This is a genomic window from Rhizobium sp. KDH_Rht_773_N (assembly GCF_052946295.1).
Genome location: NZ_CM129525.1, coordinates 309035 through 325188, shown reverse-complemented (window position 1 = coordinate 325188; position 16154 = coordinate 309035). Strand labels below are relative to the sequence as shown.

13 protein-coding genes are annotated in these 16154 nt (G+C 62.0%); 4 read left to right on the top strand and 9 right to left on the bottom strand.

Annotated elements, in window-relative coordinates:
- Position 1: 1 nt before the first annotated feature.
- Positions 2 to 1252, bottom strand: coding sequence for a L,D-transpeptidase family protein (locus ACU8HS_RS01715; RefSeq protein WP_377310380.1), 1251 nt, complete (start codon positions 1250 to 1252; stop codon positions 2 to 4).
- Between the two features lie 152 nt (positions 1253 to 1404).
- On the opposite strand from ACU8HS_RS01715, the gene ACU8HS_RS01710 reads away from it, so the two are divergent.
- The gene (locus ACU8HS_RS01710) at positions 1405 to 3129 is read left to right on the top strand and encodes a GNAT family N-acetyltransferase (protein WP_113498272.1); all 1725 of its coding nucleotides are present in this window, start codon (positions 1405 to 1407) and stop codon (positions 3127 to 3129) included.
- Here the strand turns inward: ACU8HS_RS01710 and ACU8HS_RS01705 are convergent.
- Positions 3126 to 4415 carry a DNA polymerase IV gene (locus ACU8HS_RS01705; RefSeq protein WP_113412387.1) on the bottom strand — a complete coding sequence of 430 codons (1290 nt, stop codon included), beginning with the start codon at positions 4413 to 4415 and terminating at the stop codon, positions 3126 to 3128. The two genes, ACU8HS_RS01710 and ACU8HS_RS01705, sit on opposite strands and share 4 nt — an antisense overlap.
- A gap of 76 nt (positions 4416 to 4491) precedes the next feature.
- Between ACU8HS_RS01705 and ACU8HS_RS01700 the strand changes: the two genes are divergently transcribed.
- Entirely contained in the window at positions 4492 to 5079 is a 588-nt protein-coding gene (locus ACU8HS_RS01700; RefSeq protein WP_112702981.1) for a GNAT family N-acetyltransferase, read from the top strand.
- On the opposite strand, the gene ACU8HS_RS01695 is transcribed toward ACU8HS_RS01700, so the two are convergent.
- Both ACU8HS_RS01695 and ACU8HS_RS01690 read right to left on the bottom strand, forming a co-directional pair.
- Positions 5054 to 5779, bottom strand: coding sequence for a hypothetical protein (locus tag ACU8HS_RS01695; protein ID WP_447015295.1), 726 nt, complete (start codon positions 5777 to 5779; stop codon positions 5054 to 5056). The genes ACU8HS_RS01700 and ACU8HS_RS01695 overlap by 26 nt on opposite strands.
- Complete coding sequence (locus ACU8HS_RS01690) at positions 5734 to 6048, bottom strand: DUF3572 domain-containing protein (protein WP_113412386.1); 315 nt, start codon at positions 6046 to 6048, stop codon at positions 5734 to 5736. Before ACU8HS_RS01690 ends, ACU8HS_RS01695 begins: the two co-directional genes overlap by 46 nt.
- Before the next feature lie 133 nt (positions 6049 to 6181).
- On the opposite strand from ACU8HS_RS01690, the gene ACU8HS_RS01685 reads away from it, so the two are divergent.
- Both ACU8HS_RS01685 and ACU8HS_RS01680 read left to right on the top strand, forming a co-directional pair.
- Positions 6182 to 6553 carry a response regulator gene (locus tag ACU8HS_RS01685; protein ID WP_028754034.1) on the top strand — a complete coding sequence of 124 codons (372 nt, stop codon included), beginning with the start codon at positions 6182 to 6184 and terminating at the stop codon, positions 6551 to 6553.
- 17 nt (positions 6554 to 6570) lie between these two features.
- On the top strand, positions 6571 to 7944 hold the full coding sequence (locus ACU8HS_RS01680; protein WP_112566347.1) for a PleD family two-component system response regulator: 1374 nt from the start codon (positions 6571 to 6573) through the stop codon (positions 7942 to 7944).
- A gap of 764 nt (positions 7945 to 8708) precedes the next feature.
- On the opposite strand, the gene rpmG is transcribed toward ACU8HS_RS01680, so the two are convergent.
- From rpmG to topA, 5 genes are all read right to left on the bottom strand, one after another.
- Entirely contained in the window at positions 8709 to 8876 is a 168-nt protein-coding gene (gene rpmG / locus ACU8HS_RS01675) for a 50S ribosomal protein L33 (protein ID WP_003587245.1), read from the bottom strand.
- Positions 8877 to 8969: 93 nt separating this feature from the next.
- Complete coding sequence (locus ACU8HS_RS01670) at positions 8970 to 10154, bottom strand: MFS transporter (RefSeq protein ID WP_112566350.1); 1185 nt, start codon at positions 10152 to 10154, stop codon at positions 8970 to 8972.
- A 251-nt stretch (positions 10155 to 10405) separates the two neighbouring features.
- Positions 10406 to 10858 carry a DUF983 domain-containing protein gene (locus ACU8HS_RS01665; protein WP_112566353.1) on the bottom strand — a complete coding sequence of 151 codons (453 nt, stop codon included), beginning with the start codon at positions 10856 to 10858 and terminating at the stop codon, positions 10406 to 10408.
- 119 nt (positions 10859 to 10977) lie between these two features.
- Positions 10978 to 13347, bottom strand: coding sequence for a ribonuclease R (gene rnr, locus ACU8HS_RS01660; protein ID WP_447015294.1), 2370 nt, complete (start codon positions 13345 to 13347; stop codon positions 10978 to 10980).
- Between the two features lie 2 nt (positions 13348 to 13349).
- The gene (topA, locus tag ACU8HS_RS01655) at positions 13350 to 16007 is read right to left on the bottom strand and encodes a type I DNA topoisomerase (protein ID WP_447015293.1); all 2658 of its coding nucleotides are present in this window, start codon (positions 16005 to 16007) and stop codon (positions 13350 to 13352) included.
- Positions 16008 to 16154 lie beyond the last annotated feature (147 nt).

Below are 16154 nucleotides of genomic sequence, written 5' to 3'. Positions count from 1 at the left end.
CTCAGCTCTCGCGGGTAATCGTGATGAATTCCGTGCCTTCGCCGGTCTCGGAACCGAGCCCCGTATCCGATATCGTCAAGGTCGTGCCGGGCGCAAGCAGCGCATCGATCCGGTGGCGGGTTTCGTCCGACATCGAGATGCGGCTGAGCGCTCGGGCGATCGGACGGCCGCTGATGATGGAGCTTTCCTGGCTGGTGATGCCGAGCCGTTTGGCCGTTTCACGCGACAGATTGTTTTCCAGCGTCACGCCCAGCCAGTCCGCCGTGCCGGCCGCCGCGTCGACAGCATGCAGCGAGAAGAAATGCGTGCCGAGAGCAAGGCCCGGATCGGCAATGGTAACGGGTGCCTCGAAAAGCGGCTTGAAATCCCGCCGCACCATGATGACGCCGTTCGGCGGTTCGCCTTTGCCTGCCGCAGCGTAAACTTCCCTGAGGAGAGTGTCGCTGATCAGGCTCTTGTCGCGGGCAAATTCCGTTGGCCGCAGCGCCTTGAAGGCATTGATGGCCTGAACGGTGGCAGGGCCGGCCAGCCCGTCGGGCTCGCCGGCGGCAAAGCCGAGACGGTTCAGCATTGTCTGGATATCGATGACGTTTTCGCGCAGCGTGCGGCGCGTAATCAGCATGCTGATCGGCGCGGCCTCTGCGGCGGGCGCCTGCAGCTGGATCTGCGGCATCGGCAGCGCAGCCGTCGTCTCGTTCATCGCCACCTGCACCGGGGTCCTGGCGTCGCCGATGGCGGGCCGCAACTCCACGTCCGAGAGCAGCGGCGCCGGCTCCGGCCGGTCGGGGCGGAAGAGGGCCGGGTGGTCGATCGGCTCGGGCGTCAGCTCGCTGTCTGTAATGATGACCGGCACGCCCATCTCGGTCATGTTGTAGAGCGATTTGGCAAAGGCGCCGGGCATGCGCACACAGCCGTGCGAGGCCGGGTAGCGCGGCACGGAATTGGATTCGTGCAGCGCGATGCCGGACCAGGTCAGCCGCTGCATGAAGGGCATCGGCGCATTCGAATAGATGTTGGATTCGTGGTATCGTTGCTTTTCGATGACGGAAAAGATGCCGCTCGGCGTCGTATGCCCGTCCTTGCCGCTCGAGATTTTGGACGTCGCCACGACCTGCGTACCGTCATAGACGGCGAGCGATTGTTTGTCCTTGGACACGAAAATCTGCAGCGTGCGCGCATCGGCGGCAAGAGCCGGATGGACAAGAGCGGTTGCCGACAGCAACCCGATGAGGACGCTTACACGCACAGACATGACGCAATACACCACATGCACAAAACGACCGGAGTTAAGCACGCGAAGTTTAACGAAGGCTTGAATACGCCGGCGCGTCGCGATCACGAGATTGTGGGATATTCAATTTTATGCAAATCTAAATTAGGAGGAGTCTTGGGGGAGACTTGGAAATGCATGTCGATATTGTTTCCGCGTTCGATGATCTGCATGCCCTGAAGGATAATTGGAACGAGGTGTACGCCGCCGATCCGGAGGGAAACTACTTCCTCTCCTGGCATTGGATCGCCAGATGGCTGGAGCGGCGCGCGTCCTGGTTCGTTCTCGCCGCCAAGCGGCAGGAGGGGGACGAGCGCTACGTGGCTTTCCTGCCCATCCAGCTGCATGTCGAGTTCGAGGAATGGCAGGGTCTCGTCAATATCGTCAGGCTCGGCGGCACGCCCTATGCCGGCTATAACGGCGTTCTGACACGGCCCGAGGATGCCGAAGCCGCGCTCGGCGCCTTTGCCGGCTGCCTGCAGACCTTCAACTGGAAACATTTTGATCTCGACGATGTCTACATGTCCGCGGAGAGGCTGAAGGCCTTTCAGGCCGCCTTTCCCGCCTCGGAATTCTCAAGAAGAAAGGTCCCGCGCCGGCCGCATATCACGGCCGACGGCGAAAACATCGATCACGACATCTATGTCTATGTGCCGCTCGGCGAGGATTTCGAAACCTTCCTGAACGAGCGCATGGGCGGCAAGACGCGGCGCAACGCGCGAAAGGCACTGCGCGATCTCGTCGCGCCGGAAAACGAGCTGCGCATGACGCATGTCACGCCGGAGACGATGGAGCGCGACCTCGAAATCTTCTACGAGATGTGGAACGTGCAGTGGGGCGAGCGCCAGCCGCGCTACGGCAAGTTCATCCTCGACAACAGCCGCCACATGCTGCCGGCCTGCATCGAGAACGGCACTGTCTTCATGCCGATCCTCTGGCACAGGGACAAGCCGGTCGCCACCTTCATCAGCTTTCTGGATCCCTACCGGAAGTCGATAATGTGTTTCCTCGGAAGCCGCGATCTGACTTTCCGCCGTTCGATCAGCCCGGGCTTCATGCTCCATTGCTACAATCTGCGCTGGGCGATCGAGAACGGCTACCGCATCTACGACATGGGCACCGGCAATTACAGCTACAAGAATCTCTTCGGATCGGAAAACCATGTCGTCGAGAAGCTGCAGATCTCCACGCTGACGGGCCGCAATATCGGCGATCGCCTCGATCCGCGGTCGCTGGGCATCGCCATGCACCAGGCGGTGCATTTCTTCAGGAACGAAAACCTGGCCGCAGCCGAACTCTGCTGCCGGCAGATCCTGGCCGCCGACGATGCGCATGCGCAGGCCGGCGCCTTGCTGGCGAAAATAGAGGCGGCGAGGCGGCCGAAGCCGACCGGCGATCCGGAAGCCCATTTCAGCGCCGCTGCCGAACGCCATCGGGCCGGCGATCTCAATGCCGCCGAAGCCGGCTATCGCGACGTGATCTTGCTCAAGCCGGATCATTTCGATGCCCTGCAGCATCTGGCACTGCTGCTGTTGCAGAAGGGCGACCTGCACGGTGCGGCAGCCTGTGTCGACAGGGCGATCGAAGCAAAGCCGACCTCCGCTTCGGCCTATTGCAACCGGGGCAATATTCTTGCGCTTCTGTCGAATTTCGAAGAGGCGCTGCGAAGCTATGACCGGGCCATCGCCCTGGACGCCGGCCACGCCATCGCCTTCAACAATCGCGGCAATGTGCTTCGCCGGCTGGGGCGCCAGAACGAGGCGGTGGAAAGCTACGATCACGCCGTCGCGATCGAGCCCGGTTATGCGCAGGCCGTGAAGAACAGGGAGGCGGCGCTCAAGGAAATGGCTCCGGCCTAGCGGTTGCCCTTGCCGCCGAACGTATAGCCGGTTTCGACCGTGCCTTTGCCGAACTTGTCGCGCAGCTTGTCCATGGCCGCTTCCGCCGCCGCGCGCCGGCCGGATTGCCGGTCGATGAGATCGGGCGGGTCGGCGCGGCCGGCATCGCCGAGATCGGTGACGCCGATGCCGATCAGGCGGAATTTCGTGCCGTCCGTTTCCTTCTCCAGAAGATCGAGCCCCGTGCGGAAGATCTTGTCGGCCAGTTGTGTCGGATCTTCGAGGCGCCGGTTGCGGGTGCGCGACTTGAAATCGGCCGTCTTCATCTTCAGCACCACGGTCCGGCCGGCAATGCCGCTCTTCTTCAGCCGCCACGAGACCTTTTCCGAGAGGTTGCGCAGGATCGGCACGAGATCGTCGTAACGCGAGATATCGTCGAAGAAGGTGGTTTCGGCCGAAACACTCTTGGCGGGATCGTTGGCATGCACCTCGCGGTCGTCGATGCCGCGCGACAGGCGGGAGAGCCGCTGGCCGATGCTGCCGTAGCGGCGCATCAGGTCGTTCTCCTCCATCTGCTGCAGCTGGCCGACCGTGCGGATGCCGTCTGCTTCGAGCGTCGCGGCAAAAGCCTTGCCGACGCCCCAGATCGTCGTCACCGGACGCGGCGCCAGAAACGCCACGGCCTCCTCGCGTCCGATGACGGAAAAGCCGCGTGGCTTCTGCAGGTCGGAGGCGACCTTGGCGAGAAACTTGCAATAGGAAAGGCCGACCGAAACGGTAATGCCGATCTCCTTCTCGACGCGGCGGGCGAATTTCGCCAGCGTGCGGGCCGGCGGGTCGTGATGCAGCCGCTCGGTGCCGCCGAGTTCGAGGAACGCTTCGTCGATGGAGAGCGGCTGCACCAGCGGCGTCAGCTCCTGCATCAGCGCGCGGACCTGCCGGCCGACGGCGACGTATTTCTCCATGTCGGGACGGATGACCACCGCCTGCGGACAGGCCTCCAGCGCCTTGAACATCGGCATGGCCGAGCGCACGCCGTGAATGCGGGCGATATAACAGGCCGTGGAGACGACGCCGCGCTTGCCGCCGCCGATGATGACGGGCTTGTCGGCAAGCTCCGGATTGTCGCGTTTTTCCACGGCGGCATAGAAGGCGTCGCAATCGATATGCGCGAGCGTCAGCTCGTAGAGCTCTTGATGGCGCACGAGGCGTGGGCTGCCGCAGGCGTGGCAGCGACGTGCCTCGCCCTTCTGCTCGGCAAGGCAGTCGCGACAGAAGCCGGGTGTCTTGTCAGATGCAGGCGCCATGACGGGAACAAAGGTTGAACATCGCAACATTACGCCCTAAGCTTTCGAGTCTCAAGAGAGGGAGGAGCGCTTGGCCGTGGATATTGATCTTCGTTTCGAACCCGTCACGGCCGAACGCTGGGGCGACTTCGAAAAGCTGTTCGGCCCGCAGGGCGCCTTCTACAATTGCTGGTGCGTGGCGCTGCGCCTTCCCCATGCCGTGCGCACGAAGATGGAGCCCTCGGAGCGCAAGGCCCATATGCAGGGCCGCATTGCGGCCGGCCCGCCGCCGGGCCTTCTCTCTTATGTCGAAGGCGAGCCTGTCGCCTGGGTGCAGGTGGGGCCGCGCCATGACGTGCCGCAGTTCAACTCGCCGCGAACCGTCTCGCGGCCGCTGGAGGAGGGCGATGCGCATGATCCCGGGATCTGGGCCGTCAGCTGTTTCTTCCTGTTGCCGAAGCTGCGCGGAAAAGGCCTGAGCCACAAACTGCTCGGCGGCGCCGTCGACTACGCCCGCAGCCAGGGCGCTCGGCTCCTGGAAGCCTGTCCGATCGACCATGTGAAGCAATCGAAATCGGTCACGCTTTGCATCGGTTCGACGGCGATTTTCGATACGGCCGGTTTTGAGACGATCGCAAGGCGCAAGGACGGCCGGCCGCTCATGCGGCTGGATTTGCGCGGCTGATCGCGTGTGCCGCAAGATGCTGGTCGATCAGCTCGGCGGCGTGGAGCCAGTCCCTTGCTCGCGCAATATCGGCGCCGGCGGTCGGCGCGAAGCGGTGAACGGGGGAGTCCGGCACGAGATGGATGAGCAGGCAATCGGCCACATGCTCCTTCACGGAATGCAGGTTGCGCGCCATATCGTCGATGAAGACGACCGGAAGGTCGCGGCCGCCATGCAGGGCGTGGACGATCGGCCCTTTCGGCTGTTCGCTGGCAAGCAGCGGGAAGCCCAGGCCGATCCTGTCGAGAAGGCGGCGGCGATGGGCGGAAAACTGCGGCGGCATTGCGGTGAGGAACAGGATATCGGCATCGCCGGACAGGCGTTCGAGCGTCGAAACGACCGGATCGATCGGCGTCTGCCAGCTTTCCTGGGCCGCGAAGAATTCCAGGATCAGCCGGCTGACATGCTGGTCCTCCAGCGCAAGCCCGTCCGCCAGCGAGACGATGTTACCGTGAAGGCGAAAGGAACGCGGCAGAAATTCGTGCCCGAGACTTTTGAGGTACAGCTGAAAGGGATCGATGAATTGCAGCACCACGTCGTCGACATCGCAGACGATGAGCGGCCTGTCGCCAAGGCGGATATGCGAAATGTCGAGCTCGCTGCCGTCGCTCACGATCAATATTCCCCGGAATCGAGGCCGGGCGGGGAGAAGTGGCGCCATGCCGCCGTCAGCGCTTCCGGCGTCGTACCCGTCGCCTCGCAGAAGGCGATCGCCGTCGGCTCGTGGTTCATGAGGAAATCCAGCATGCCGGCGAGAAAGGCAGGATCGTTGACGGCGTTGCGCACCTGCCGCGGTTCGACGCCGGTCAGCACCAGGAAGCGGCCGAAGAGATCCGCATCGTTGGCCAGCCATCCGAGAACGGCGATGGCCGTTTCCTGCGGATCGGCTGCTGCCGCAAGTTGTTTCGAAGTCTTGAAGTTGCTTTGCATTGCGATGGTCGAGTTACCTTTTCTTCAACCAAATACCGGTAGCTTGCACTATCGGTTTCATGGAGCCATTTGTCAGCTAATGTCTTTATCATGGGACATTTGGCTTCAAGAGCGGACGTAGGGACAGCTGGTCATGCCCAAACAGGTGATGATTGTAGAAGATAACGAGCTCAACATGAAGCTCTTTCGCGACCTCATCGAGGCCTCGGGCTATACCACGATCCAGACCCGCAACGGCATGGAAGCGCTTGATCTTGCGCGCAAACACCGTCCCGATCTTATTCTTATGGATATTCAGCTTCCGGAAGTTTCCGGCCTCGAAGTCACCAAGTGGCTGAAGGAAGACGACGACCTGCATGTCATCCCGGTCATCGCCGTCACCGCCTTTGCCATGAAGGGCGACGAGGAACGGATCCGGCAGGGCGGTTGCGAGGCCTATGTCTCCAAGCCGATCTCCGTTCCGAAATTCATTGAGACGATCAAGACCTATCTGGGCGACGCCTAGGGCATCGGAAAAGATTCATGACGGCGCGAATACTGGTTGTTGATGATATTCCGGCAAATGTGAAGCTGCTCGAAGCGCGGCTGCTGGCCGAATATTTCGACGTGCTGACCGCCGCCGACGGCCATGAGGCGCTGGCGATCTGCGACCGCAACCAGGTCGATCTCATCCTGCTCGACATCATGATGCCCGGCATTGACGGCTTCGAAGTCTGCGAGCGGCTGAAGGCCAATCCGAAGACCGCCCATATTCCCGTCGTCATGGTGACGGCGCTCGACCAGCCGGCAGACCGCGTGCGCGGCCTGAAGGCCGGTGCCGACGACTTCCTGACGAAGCCCGTCAACGACCTGCAGCTCATCTCGCGCGTCAAGAGCCTGCTGCGCCTGAAGACGCTGAGCGACGAGCTGCGCATGCGCGCCGAAACCGCCCACACGATGGGCATGGACGAACTGATGCGCACCGGCGACGGGCGCGCCGACGAGGCCGGGCAGGTATTGCTGGTCGACAGTCGCGCCAATTCGCAGGAACGCATCATCAAGACGCTGAAACCGGTCGCCGACGTCACCGCCATTTCCGATCCGCAGGCCGCACTTTTCGAAGCCGCCGAGAACGCCTTCGAACTCGTCATCGTCAACGCCAATTTCGACGAATACGATCCGCTCAGGCTCTGCTCGCAGTTCCGTTCGCTGGAACGGACCCGTTTTCTGCCGATCCTGATCGTCACCGAGCAGGGGGCCGACGACATGGTCATCCGCGCGCTCGATCTCGGCGTCAACGATTATATCGTGCGCCCGGTCGATCCGAACGAGCTCGTCGCCCGCAGCCTGACGCAGATCCGCCGCAAGCGCTACAACGACCGCCTGCGCGCCAGCGTCAAGCAGACGATCGAGCTTGCCGTCACCGATCCGCTGACCGGTCTCAACAACCGCCGTTACCTCGACAGCCATCTCAACGTGCTCTTCAACCGTTCGATGGCCCGCGGCCGGCCGCTCTCGGTTCTGATCACCGATATCGACCGGTTCAAGCAGGTCAACGACACCTATGGCCATGACGGCGGCGACCAGATTCTGAAGGAATTCGCAAACCGCGTGCGCTCGACCGTCCGTGGCGCCGATCTCGCCTGCCGTTACGGCGGCGAGGAATTTGTCGTCGTCATGCCGGACACCTCGCCGGAGGTCGCCGCAGCCGTTGCCGAGCGCCTGCGCGCGGCAATCGAAAGCACGCCCTTCCTGCTGAAATCGTCGGGCGAGACGCTGAACATTACCGCCTCGTTCGGCATATCCTCGCGCATCGCCTCCGTCATAACGCCCGACCAGCTGATGAAGCAGGCGGACCTTGCGCTCTATGAGGCGAAGAATACCGGGCGCAACCGCGTCGTGGCTTCGGCGGCCTGACAGCGACGCGTTCCGGAATGCGCCGCCATCGGTTATCCACCGATGGTGGCCGAACCTTACGAATATTTAATGTTGACGGCTGCAACGAAGGCGCCGTTTTTTCAACCCTATAGCCCAAAAATGGACTTTAAAGCCCGTTTCTTTCGATGGGACGTATCGCTAGCCCCTGAAAAACTAGAGGTCGTGAATGTCGCAAGAAGAGCGGACTATAATTTCTCTGTAAGGAGAGTGGCTGGGTAAATCGTATTTCAAAAAACGTAACGCCGGCACCTTACCTAAGGGAAGGGGATGGTGATGTTACTCAAATATAGCCGAGAGATTCTTGGGGGCTTCAAATATTGTCCTTTTGGTAAAAGAGAATTGGGCGCTTCTTTACACGTACCAAAACTGGACTTTTAACCATAGAATCATACTCGGAAATTTTACCATTAAGAATTTGTTGATTTTCTTTCATTTTTGCGCAAATTATCGGCTCAGAACAGAAAACGCTCCCAAGGAGGAGCTGTCGATACCCCATGATGCTCAGGTCCGCCGCATCTCCTGGGTCGTGGGGTCGGTCGGCTGGTACGCAATCTTAAACGGTTCCTCGTGCCGTTTTGCATGCTGGCCGACCCCCTTTCGAAAAAAAACGCCGTCACTTCCCAGAGAGGAAGGACGGCGTTTTTCTTGTTTGCGCTAACATGAACCGCCGGCTGGCCCGTTGCAAACAAAAAGCGCGCAACCCGAAGGCGCGCGCTTTTTTAAAAAACCGCAGGATCAGTTGATTACTTGATCTTGGTTTCCTTGAACTCGACATGCTTCTTGGCAATCGGGTCGTACTTGGTCTTCGTCATCTTGTCCGTCATCGTACGGCTGTTCTTCGTCGTGACGTAGAAGAAACCGGTGTCGGCCGTCGACAGAAGCTTGATCTTGATAGTGGTAGCCTTGGCCATGGTCGTCCTGCCTTTAAGAAAATGAAAGCCGTGGAAAGCCGGATAGGCTCCACGGCAAATTCTGGCGCGAAACTACGAATCTGACCCGAAAAGTCAAGCCCGCTTTCCGAGGAAAAGCAGTCTTATGCCGGCAAGCAGGGCATAAAGCCCGAAGAAACAGGCAATTGCCCAGGCAAAACCGTTGTTTCCGGCGACGTCGATGGCGGCGCCGATCACCTGCGGGCCTGCGACGGTGCCGACGGCATAACAGAAAACGAAGGCGGCATTGGCCGCCGCGAGGTCGGAACCTGTCAGGCGCGAGCCGAGATGGCTCAGTCCGACCGTATAGAGGCCGGAGACGCAGCCGCCCCAGAAAAGCAGGATGCCGGCCATCAGAAGCCAGTTGTTGACGAGAACGGGCAACATCATCGTGCCGACGAAACCGGTCAGCGCCATCAGGACCAGGAGCGGGCGCTTGTCCCTGATGCGGTCGGAGAGCAGGCCAAGCGGAATCTGGAAGATGACGTTGCCGACACCCATCATGGTGAGCAGCAGAGCGGCCTGCGATTCGGTGAAGTGGGCGCGAACGGCAAAGATCGGAAACAGCGACAGGCCGCCGGCCTCCACGGCGCCGAAGATGAACACGGCGGCCGTTGCGGTCGGCACCAGGAAGACGTAGCGCATGAAATGCAACTCGGGCTTCTCGTCCAGAACCGGGCTTTCGTAGCGGGCGATGAAGATCGGGATGGCGGCAAGCAGGATCGCGCCGGCGCCGACCAGGAAGGGCAGGATGCCCTCACTGCCGAGCAACGAGAAGATCAGCGGTCCCGCAGCAAAGCCGATGGACAGGACCGTGGCATAGATGCCGAGCACGAATCCGCGCTTGGACGGAGGCGAGGCGGCGTTGATCCAGAATTCGGAGAGGATGAAGAGTGTGGTCGTCGCACCGTGGAAGGCGAAGCGCAACGGGAACCACATCCAGAAGTCCTGCGCATAATAAAAGCCGAGCGCGCTGAGCGCCGAGATCAGCACCGCCCACATCATGGTCGGCGCCACGCCGTATTTATGCGCGAGCTTGGTGGTGATCGGCGCGGCGGCCATCGCCGCGATGCCGGCCATGGCGGTGTTGAGCCCGATGAGCGTGGAGGAAATGCCGCGTTTTTCGAGAATGATGCTAAGGAGAGGCAGTCCCAGGCCGATCGCTATGCCGACGGCGGAAATGGAAGAGACGGCTGCCACCAGAGAAGGCCAATGGATTTCCTCGACATCGCCCGGTGTGCCGTTCCTCGGCTGAGACATTTATCCATCCTTAGAGAAGTATGCGGACGAATCGTCCGTCTGGTGCCACATAGAAAGACATAGACATGCCAAATCCAAGTGACGGGCAGGGTTTCATAATATTTCCGGCGTCCGCCGGCGATGTTTTGAGTGTGAGCTTTCCCCGTACAAGAAATGATGAGCGTATCGTTCCTCTGCAGATAGTCGGCTACAGGCCATGGCGCTCTGGCCGCTGCCACTACACGCGAAATATGTCTGGAAGGTGAAGGTGCTCAAGCTTGTCGGCCGGGTGTCTCGTAATCGTCGGGTCCATCGTCGTGACCGCCGAAACCGTGCATCTTCAAGGCCCATTGCAGGCCGATGACCCCGCCCTTGATAGGCTGGATCGAGACGAGCGCGGTGATGACGGTGATCGGCGCCCAGATGGCGAGATGCACCCAGACCGGCAGCACGAAAGCCATGTCCGTCAGCATGAACCCGCCGACGACGACGTGGCCGAGCACGAGAATGACGAGATAGGGCGGCAGGTCGTCGGCGCGTTGATGGTACATCGCTTCGCCGCAGGCCGCACAGTGATCGACCGGTTTGAGGAAAGCGCGAAACAGCCTGCCGCTGCCGCAGGCGGGACAGCGGTTCAGCATGCCGCGCATGATCGAGCGCCCGAGCGGGCGCTCGGCATCGGGCGTATCCCCGTAGCGCACGACCTCGTCTGTCGGTGTGCTCATCGGCCTTTCCTTTCCGCAGATGAAGCCTTTCCATGTTTCCCTGGAAATACGGAAAGGCTTCCTCTCTGTCACTCCATGCAATTACGGCAAAAACGCTGCTCGTTTTTGCCGGAACTGCCTCAGCGCCGCCCGCGCGGCGGCCTTGTTCCAACCTTCTTGCGCGCGCGGCTCGCGTCGCGTCGTCCCGCCTTGTGGAAGGAGCGCACCGCCGTCGGCATCTTGCGTCCCTCGCTCAGCATCTCGAAACGCAGGGCGCCCGCAAGCGGTATCGCCTCTGCCAGCCGCACCGTCACATCGTCGCCGAGACGATAGCCGAGCCCGGTCTTTTCACCCGTCAGCGCCTGATGCGCCTCGTCATAGATGAAATAGTCGGTGCCGAGCGTTGATATAGGGATGAAACCGTCCGCGCCATAGTCCGGCAGGAGGATAAACAGGCCGGATTTGGTAACGCCGGAAACGCGCCCCTCGAATTCCTGTCCGATGCGGCCGGCAAGGTGGTGGGCGATGAGGCGGTCCACCGTCTCGCGCTCGGCGGCCATGGCGCGGCGCTCGAACGTGGAGATCTCGGCCGCGATATCGTCGAGCGTTGCCTCTTCGTCCGGCGTGATGCCGCCTTCGCCGAAACCGAGCGAGCCGACGAGCGCACGATGCACGATCAGATCGGCATAGCGGCGGATCGGCGAGGTGAAATGCGCGTATTTCATCAGGTTCAGGCCGAAATGGCCGATATTCTCAGGGCTGTAGATCGCCTGGCTCTGCGAGCGCAGCACCATTTCGTTGACCATCGTCTGGTGCGGCGTGCCGTCTGCCTTGGCGAGAATGCCGTTGAAGCTGTTGGCGCGCATATTGCCGCCCTTGGCAAGCGAGATGCCGAGGGTGGCAAGGAATTCGCGCAGCACCTCCTGCTTGGCAAGCGTCGGCGTATCGTGGATGCGGTAGATCAGCGGCTGGCGTTTCTTCTCCAGCGTCTCGGCGGCCGCGACATTCGCCTGGATCATCATTTCTTCGATCAGCTTGTGCGCATCGAGACGCGGCGGCACGAAGACCCGGTCGACGGTACCGTCGGGCTTCAGCAGGATCTTGCGCTCGGGCATGTCGAGTTCGAGCGGCTGGCGCCGGTCGCGACCGCGCTTCATCGTCTCGTAAGCATGCCACAGCGGCTTCAGGATCGGCTCCAGCATCGGCCCGGTCTTGTCGTCCGGCTTGCCGTCGATCGCCGCCTGCGCCTGCTGGTAGGAGAGCTTGGCGGCGCTCTTCATCATGATGCGGTGGAAGGTGTGGCCGATCTTGCGGCCCTCCTTCGAGAAGATCATGCGCACCGCAAGGGCAGGGCGGTCGACGCCTTCCTTCAGCGAGCAGAGATCGTTGGAGATGCGCTCGGGCAGCATTGGCACGACACGGTCGGGGAAATAGACCGAGTTGCCGCGCTTCAGGGCTTCACGGTCGAGCGGCGAATTCGGCCGCACATACCAGGAGACGTCGGCAATGGCGACGGTGACGATGACGCCGCCGGCATTCTCCTCCGACGGATCGTCCTCGGCATAGACGGCGTCGTCATGGTCCTTCGCATCGGCCGGGTCGATGGTGATCAGCGGCATGTCGCGCCAGTCCTCCCGGTGCGACATGGTGGCAGGCTTGGCGTCGTCAGCCTCCGCGACGACCGCCGGCGGGAAGACATGCGGAATGCCGTGCGCGTGGATGGCGATCATCGAGATCGCCTTTTCCGAAGCAACGGAACCGATGACCGAAAGCACCTTGGCGCGCGGCAGGCCGAACCGGCCGAGGCGGGCAATTTCCACTTCGACGAGATCGCCGTCCCTGGCATCGCCCTTGTAATCGGGATCGATCACCATTTCCTCGCCGCGCCGGTCGATCGGCAGCAGGCGTCCGGCGCCGCCCGGTGCGTCCTTGAAGACGCCCATGGTGGCGCCACGCCGCTTGTCGATCACCTTGATGATGCGGGCCGTGTAGGCAGGCCCGCCGCGGTCGACGGCCGGGAATATCTTGGCGAGGATACGGTCGCCGAGGCCGGCAACGGGCGATTTGCCCTTGCCCTGGCGGCCTGCCGGCGACTGCTGGCGGATGGCGACGGCCGGCGCGGCACCCTGGTCCTCGGGCCATTCGGCCGGGCGGCCGATCAGTTCGCCGTCCTTGTCGCGCGTGGTGATGTCGAGCACGGTGACGGGCGGCAGGGCGCCCGGCCGGATCAGCGACTTGCGGGTCTTCTGCAGCATGCCTTCCTGCTCCAGCTCCTGCAGCAGGTGCTTGAGCTCGACACGGCTTTCGCCCTTCAGCCCGAAGGCCTTGGCAAGCTCGCGCTTGGAGGCTTTCTGCGGATGATCGGCGATGAACCGCAGGATGACCTCGCGCGGCGGCAGGATGCCGTGCACGATGTTCAGCGGCTCAGGCGCAGGTTCCCTGCTCGCGCGTCCGAATTTTCCCGGGCGCTTGCCCATGGCTCTCGTAGTCTCGCGCGGTTCTTTCGCCACTCTCAGCTCTTTTTCGTTTTCGCCGGCGCCTTTGCCTTGGTTGCCTTCGGCTTCGCGGCGGTCTTCGTCGTCTTGGCTTCGGCGGCCGCAGCCTTCGGCTTGGCCGTCCTGGCCTTGGTCTTGGCGGCAGGGGCCTTGCCGGCCTTTTCCGCAATCAGCGCCAGCGCCTCCTCGACGGTGATGGCCTGCGGATCCTTGCCCTTCGGCAGCGTCGCATTGACCTTGCCCCAGTTGACATAGGGGCCGTAGCGGCCGTCGCGAACGGTGATCGCGCCGCCGTCGGGATGATCGCCGAGTTCCTTCAGGGCTGCCGGCGTGCCGCGATTGCGCCCGCCCGGCGCCTTGTTCTGTTTTTCGGCAATCAGCGTCACGGCGCGGTTGAGGCCGACCGAAAAGACGTCTTCGATGCTTTCCAGATTGGCATAGGTGCCGTCATGCAGCAGGAACGGTCCGTAGCGGCCGAGCCCGGAAGAGATCATCTTGCCGGTTTCCGGATGTTTGCCGATATCGCGCGGCAGCGAGATCAGCGCCATCGCCTTCTCGTAGTCGATATCCTCGGGCTTCCAGCCCTTGGGCAGCGAGGAGCGCTTGGCATCCTTGCCGTCGCCGCGCTGGATATAGGGTCCGAAACGGCCCGAACGCAGCGTCAGTTCCTCGCCCGTGGTCGGGTCGGTGCCGAGGTTCTTCGGCTCGTTCAGCGCAACGCCTTCGGCCTCGCCGCCATTCTCGGAGGAGAGCTGGCGGGTGTAGTTGCATTCCGGATAGTTCGAGCAGCCGACGAAGGCGCCGTACTTGCCGAGCTTCAGCGACAGGTTGCCGGTGCCGCAGACCTGGCAGATGCGCGGATCGCTGCCGTCTTCGCGCTTCGGGAAGACCAGCGGCGCCAGGGCTTCGTTGAGCGAATCCAGAACGTTGGTGACGCGCAGCTCCTTGGTATCTTCGATCTGCGAGAAGAAATCCTTCCAGAAGTCGCGGAGCACCTGCTTCCAGTTCAGTTCGCCGGCCGAGATCCGGTCGAGCTTCTCTTCGAGATCGGCCGTGAAGTCGTACTCGACATACTTCGTGAAGAAGCTCTCGAGGAAGGCCGTGACGAGACGCCCCTTCGCCTGCGGAATGAGCTTGCGCTTGTCGATCGTCACATAGTCGCGGTCGCGCAGCGTCGCCAGCGTCGCGGCATAGGTGGAGGGACGGCCGATGCCGAGCTCTTCCATCTTCTTGATGAGCGATGCTTCGGAGTAACGCGGCGGCGGTTCGGTAAAGTGCTGCGTGGAGTTGATCTTCTGCTTGGCGAGGTTTTCGCGCGCATTGATCTCCGGCAGGCGGCCATCCTCGTCGTCGGCGTCGTCGCTCTGTTCGCCATCCTCCTTCTGGTCGGTATAGGCGGCGATGAAGCCGTCGAAACGGATCACGGAACCGACAGCGCGCAGACCGGCTTTCTGGCCGTTATTGTCGGCCAGGATCTCCGCTGTCGTGCGCTCGATTTCCGCCGACGCCATCTGGCTGGCAATACCGCGCTTCCAGATCAGGTCGTAGAGACGGATCTGGTCGGCATCCAGGAACTTGCGCACACGGTCGGGCGAGCGGTTGAAGTCGGTCGGGCGGATCGCTTCATGCGCTTCCTGGGCGTTCTTGGCCTTGGTCGAATAGAAGCGCGCCTTTTCCGGCAGGTAGCGATCGCCGAACTGTTCGCCGATGGCGCGCCGCGCCGCGTCGATCGCTTCGGGCGCCATCTGCACGCCGTCCGTACGCATATAGGTGATGAGGCCGACGGTCTCTCCGCCGATATCGACGCCCTCGTAAAGCTTCTGCGCAATCTGCATGGTGCGCGAGGCCGAGAAGCCGAGCTTGGAGGAGGCGGCCTGCTGCAGAGTGGAAGTCGTAAAGGGCGGGGCCGGATTGCGCTTGACGGGCTTTGCCTCGACGCTGTCGACGACATAGCTCGCGCCTTCCAGGAGCGTCTTCAGCTTGCCGGCTTCCTCGCCATTGCCGATCGCGCGCGGCTGCAGCCGCTTGCCGTTGGCGGCAACCAGCCTTGCCTCGAACTCGTCGCCGCGCGGCGTCTTCAGGATCGCCGAAAGGTTCCAGTATTCTTCGGAGATGAAGCGCTCGATCTCGGATTCGCGATCGCAGACGAGGCGCAGCGCGACCGACTGCACGCGGCCGGCCGAACGCGCGCCCGGCAGCTTGCGCCACAGCACCGGCGACAGGTTGAAGCCGACGAGATAGTCGAGCGCGCGGCGCGCCAGATAGGCATCGACCAGCGGCACGTCGATATCGCGCGGATCGGCCATGGCGTCGAGCACGGCCTTCTTGGTGATCGCGTTGAAGACGACGCGCTTGACCGGCTTGCCGTTGATGACCCGCTTCTTGTTCAGAAGGTCGAGAACATGCCAGGAAATCGCTTCACCTTCGCGATCGGGGTCGGTCGCCAGGAACAGCGCATCGGAGGATTTTACCGCGTCGGCAATATCCTTGATCCGCTTGGACGAGGCGCCGTCCACCTCCCAGAGCATTTCGAAATCCTGGTCCGGAAGAACGGAACCGTCCTTGGCAGGCAGATCGCGCACATGGCCGAAAGAGGCGAGCACTTTGTATCCTGGACCCAGATACTTGTTGATCGTCTTTGCCTTGGCAGGCGATTCCACCACTACAACATTCATGATGATTCTCTAAAAAAGATGCCGATCCGGCGAAGAAGCAGGCGCAACACGCACTGCAACATGAATACCGGCCCTCCGACATGGACAGGGAATTCGCTCCGGTCAAGAGGTTTGCTTTAATTTTAGCTCTTTGCTGCGCATCGCAAC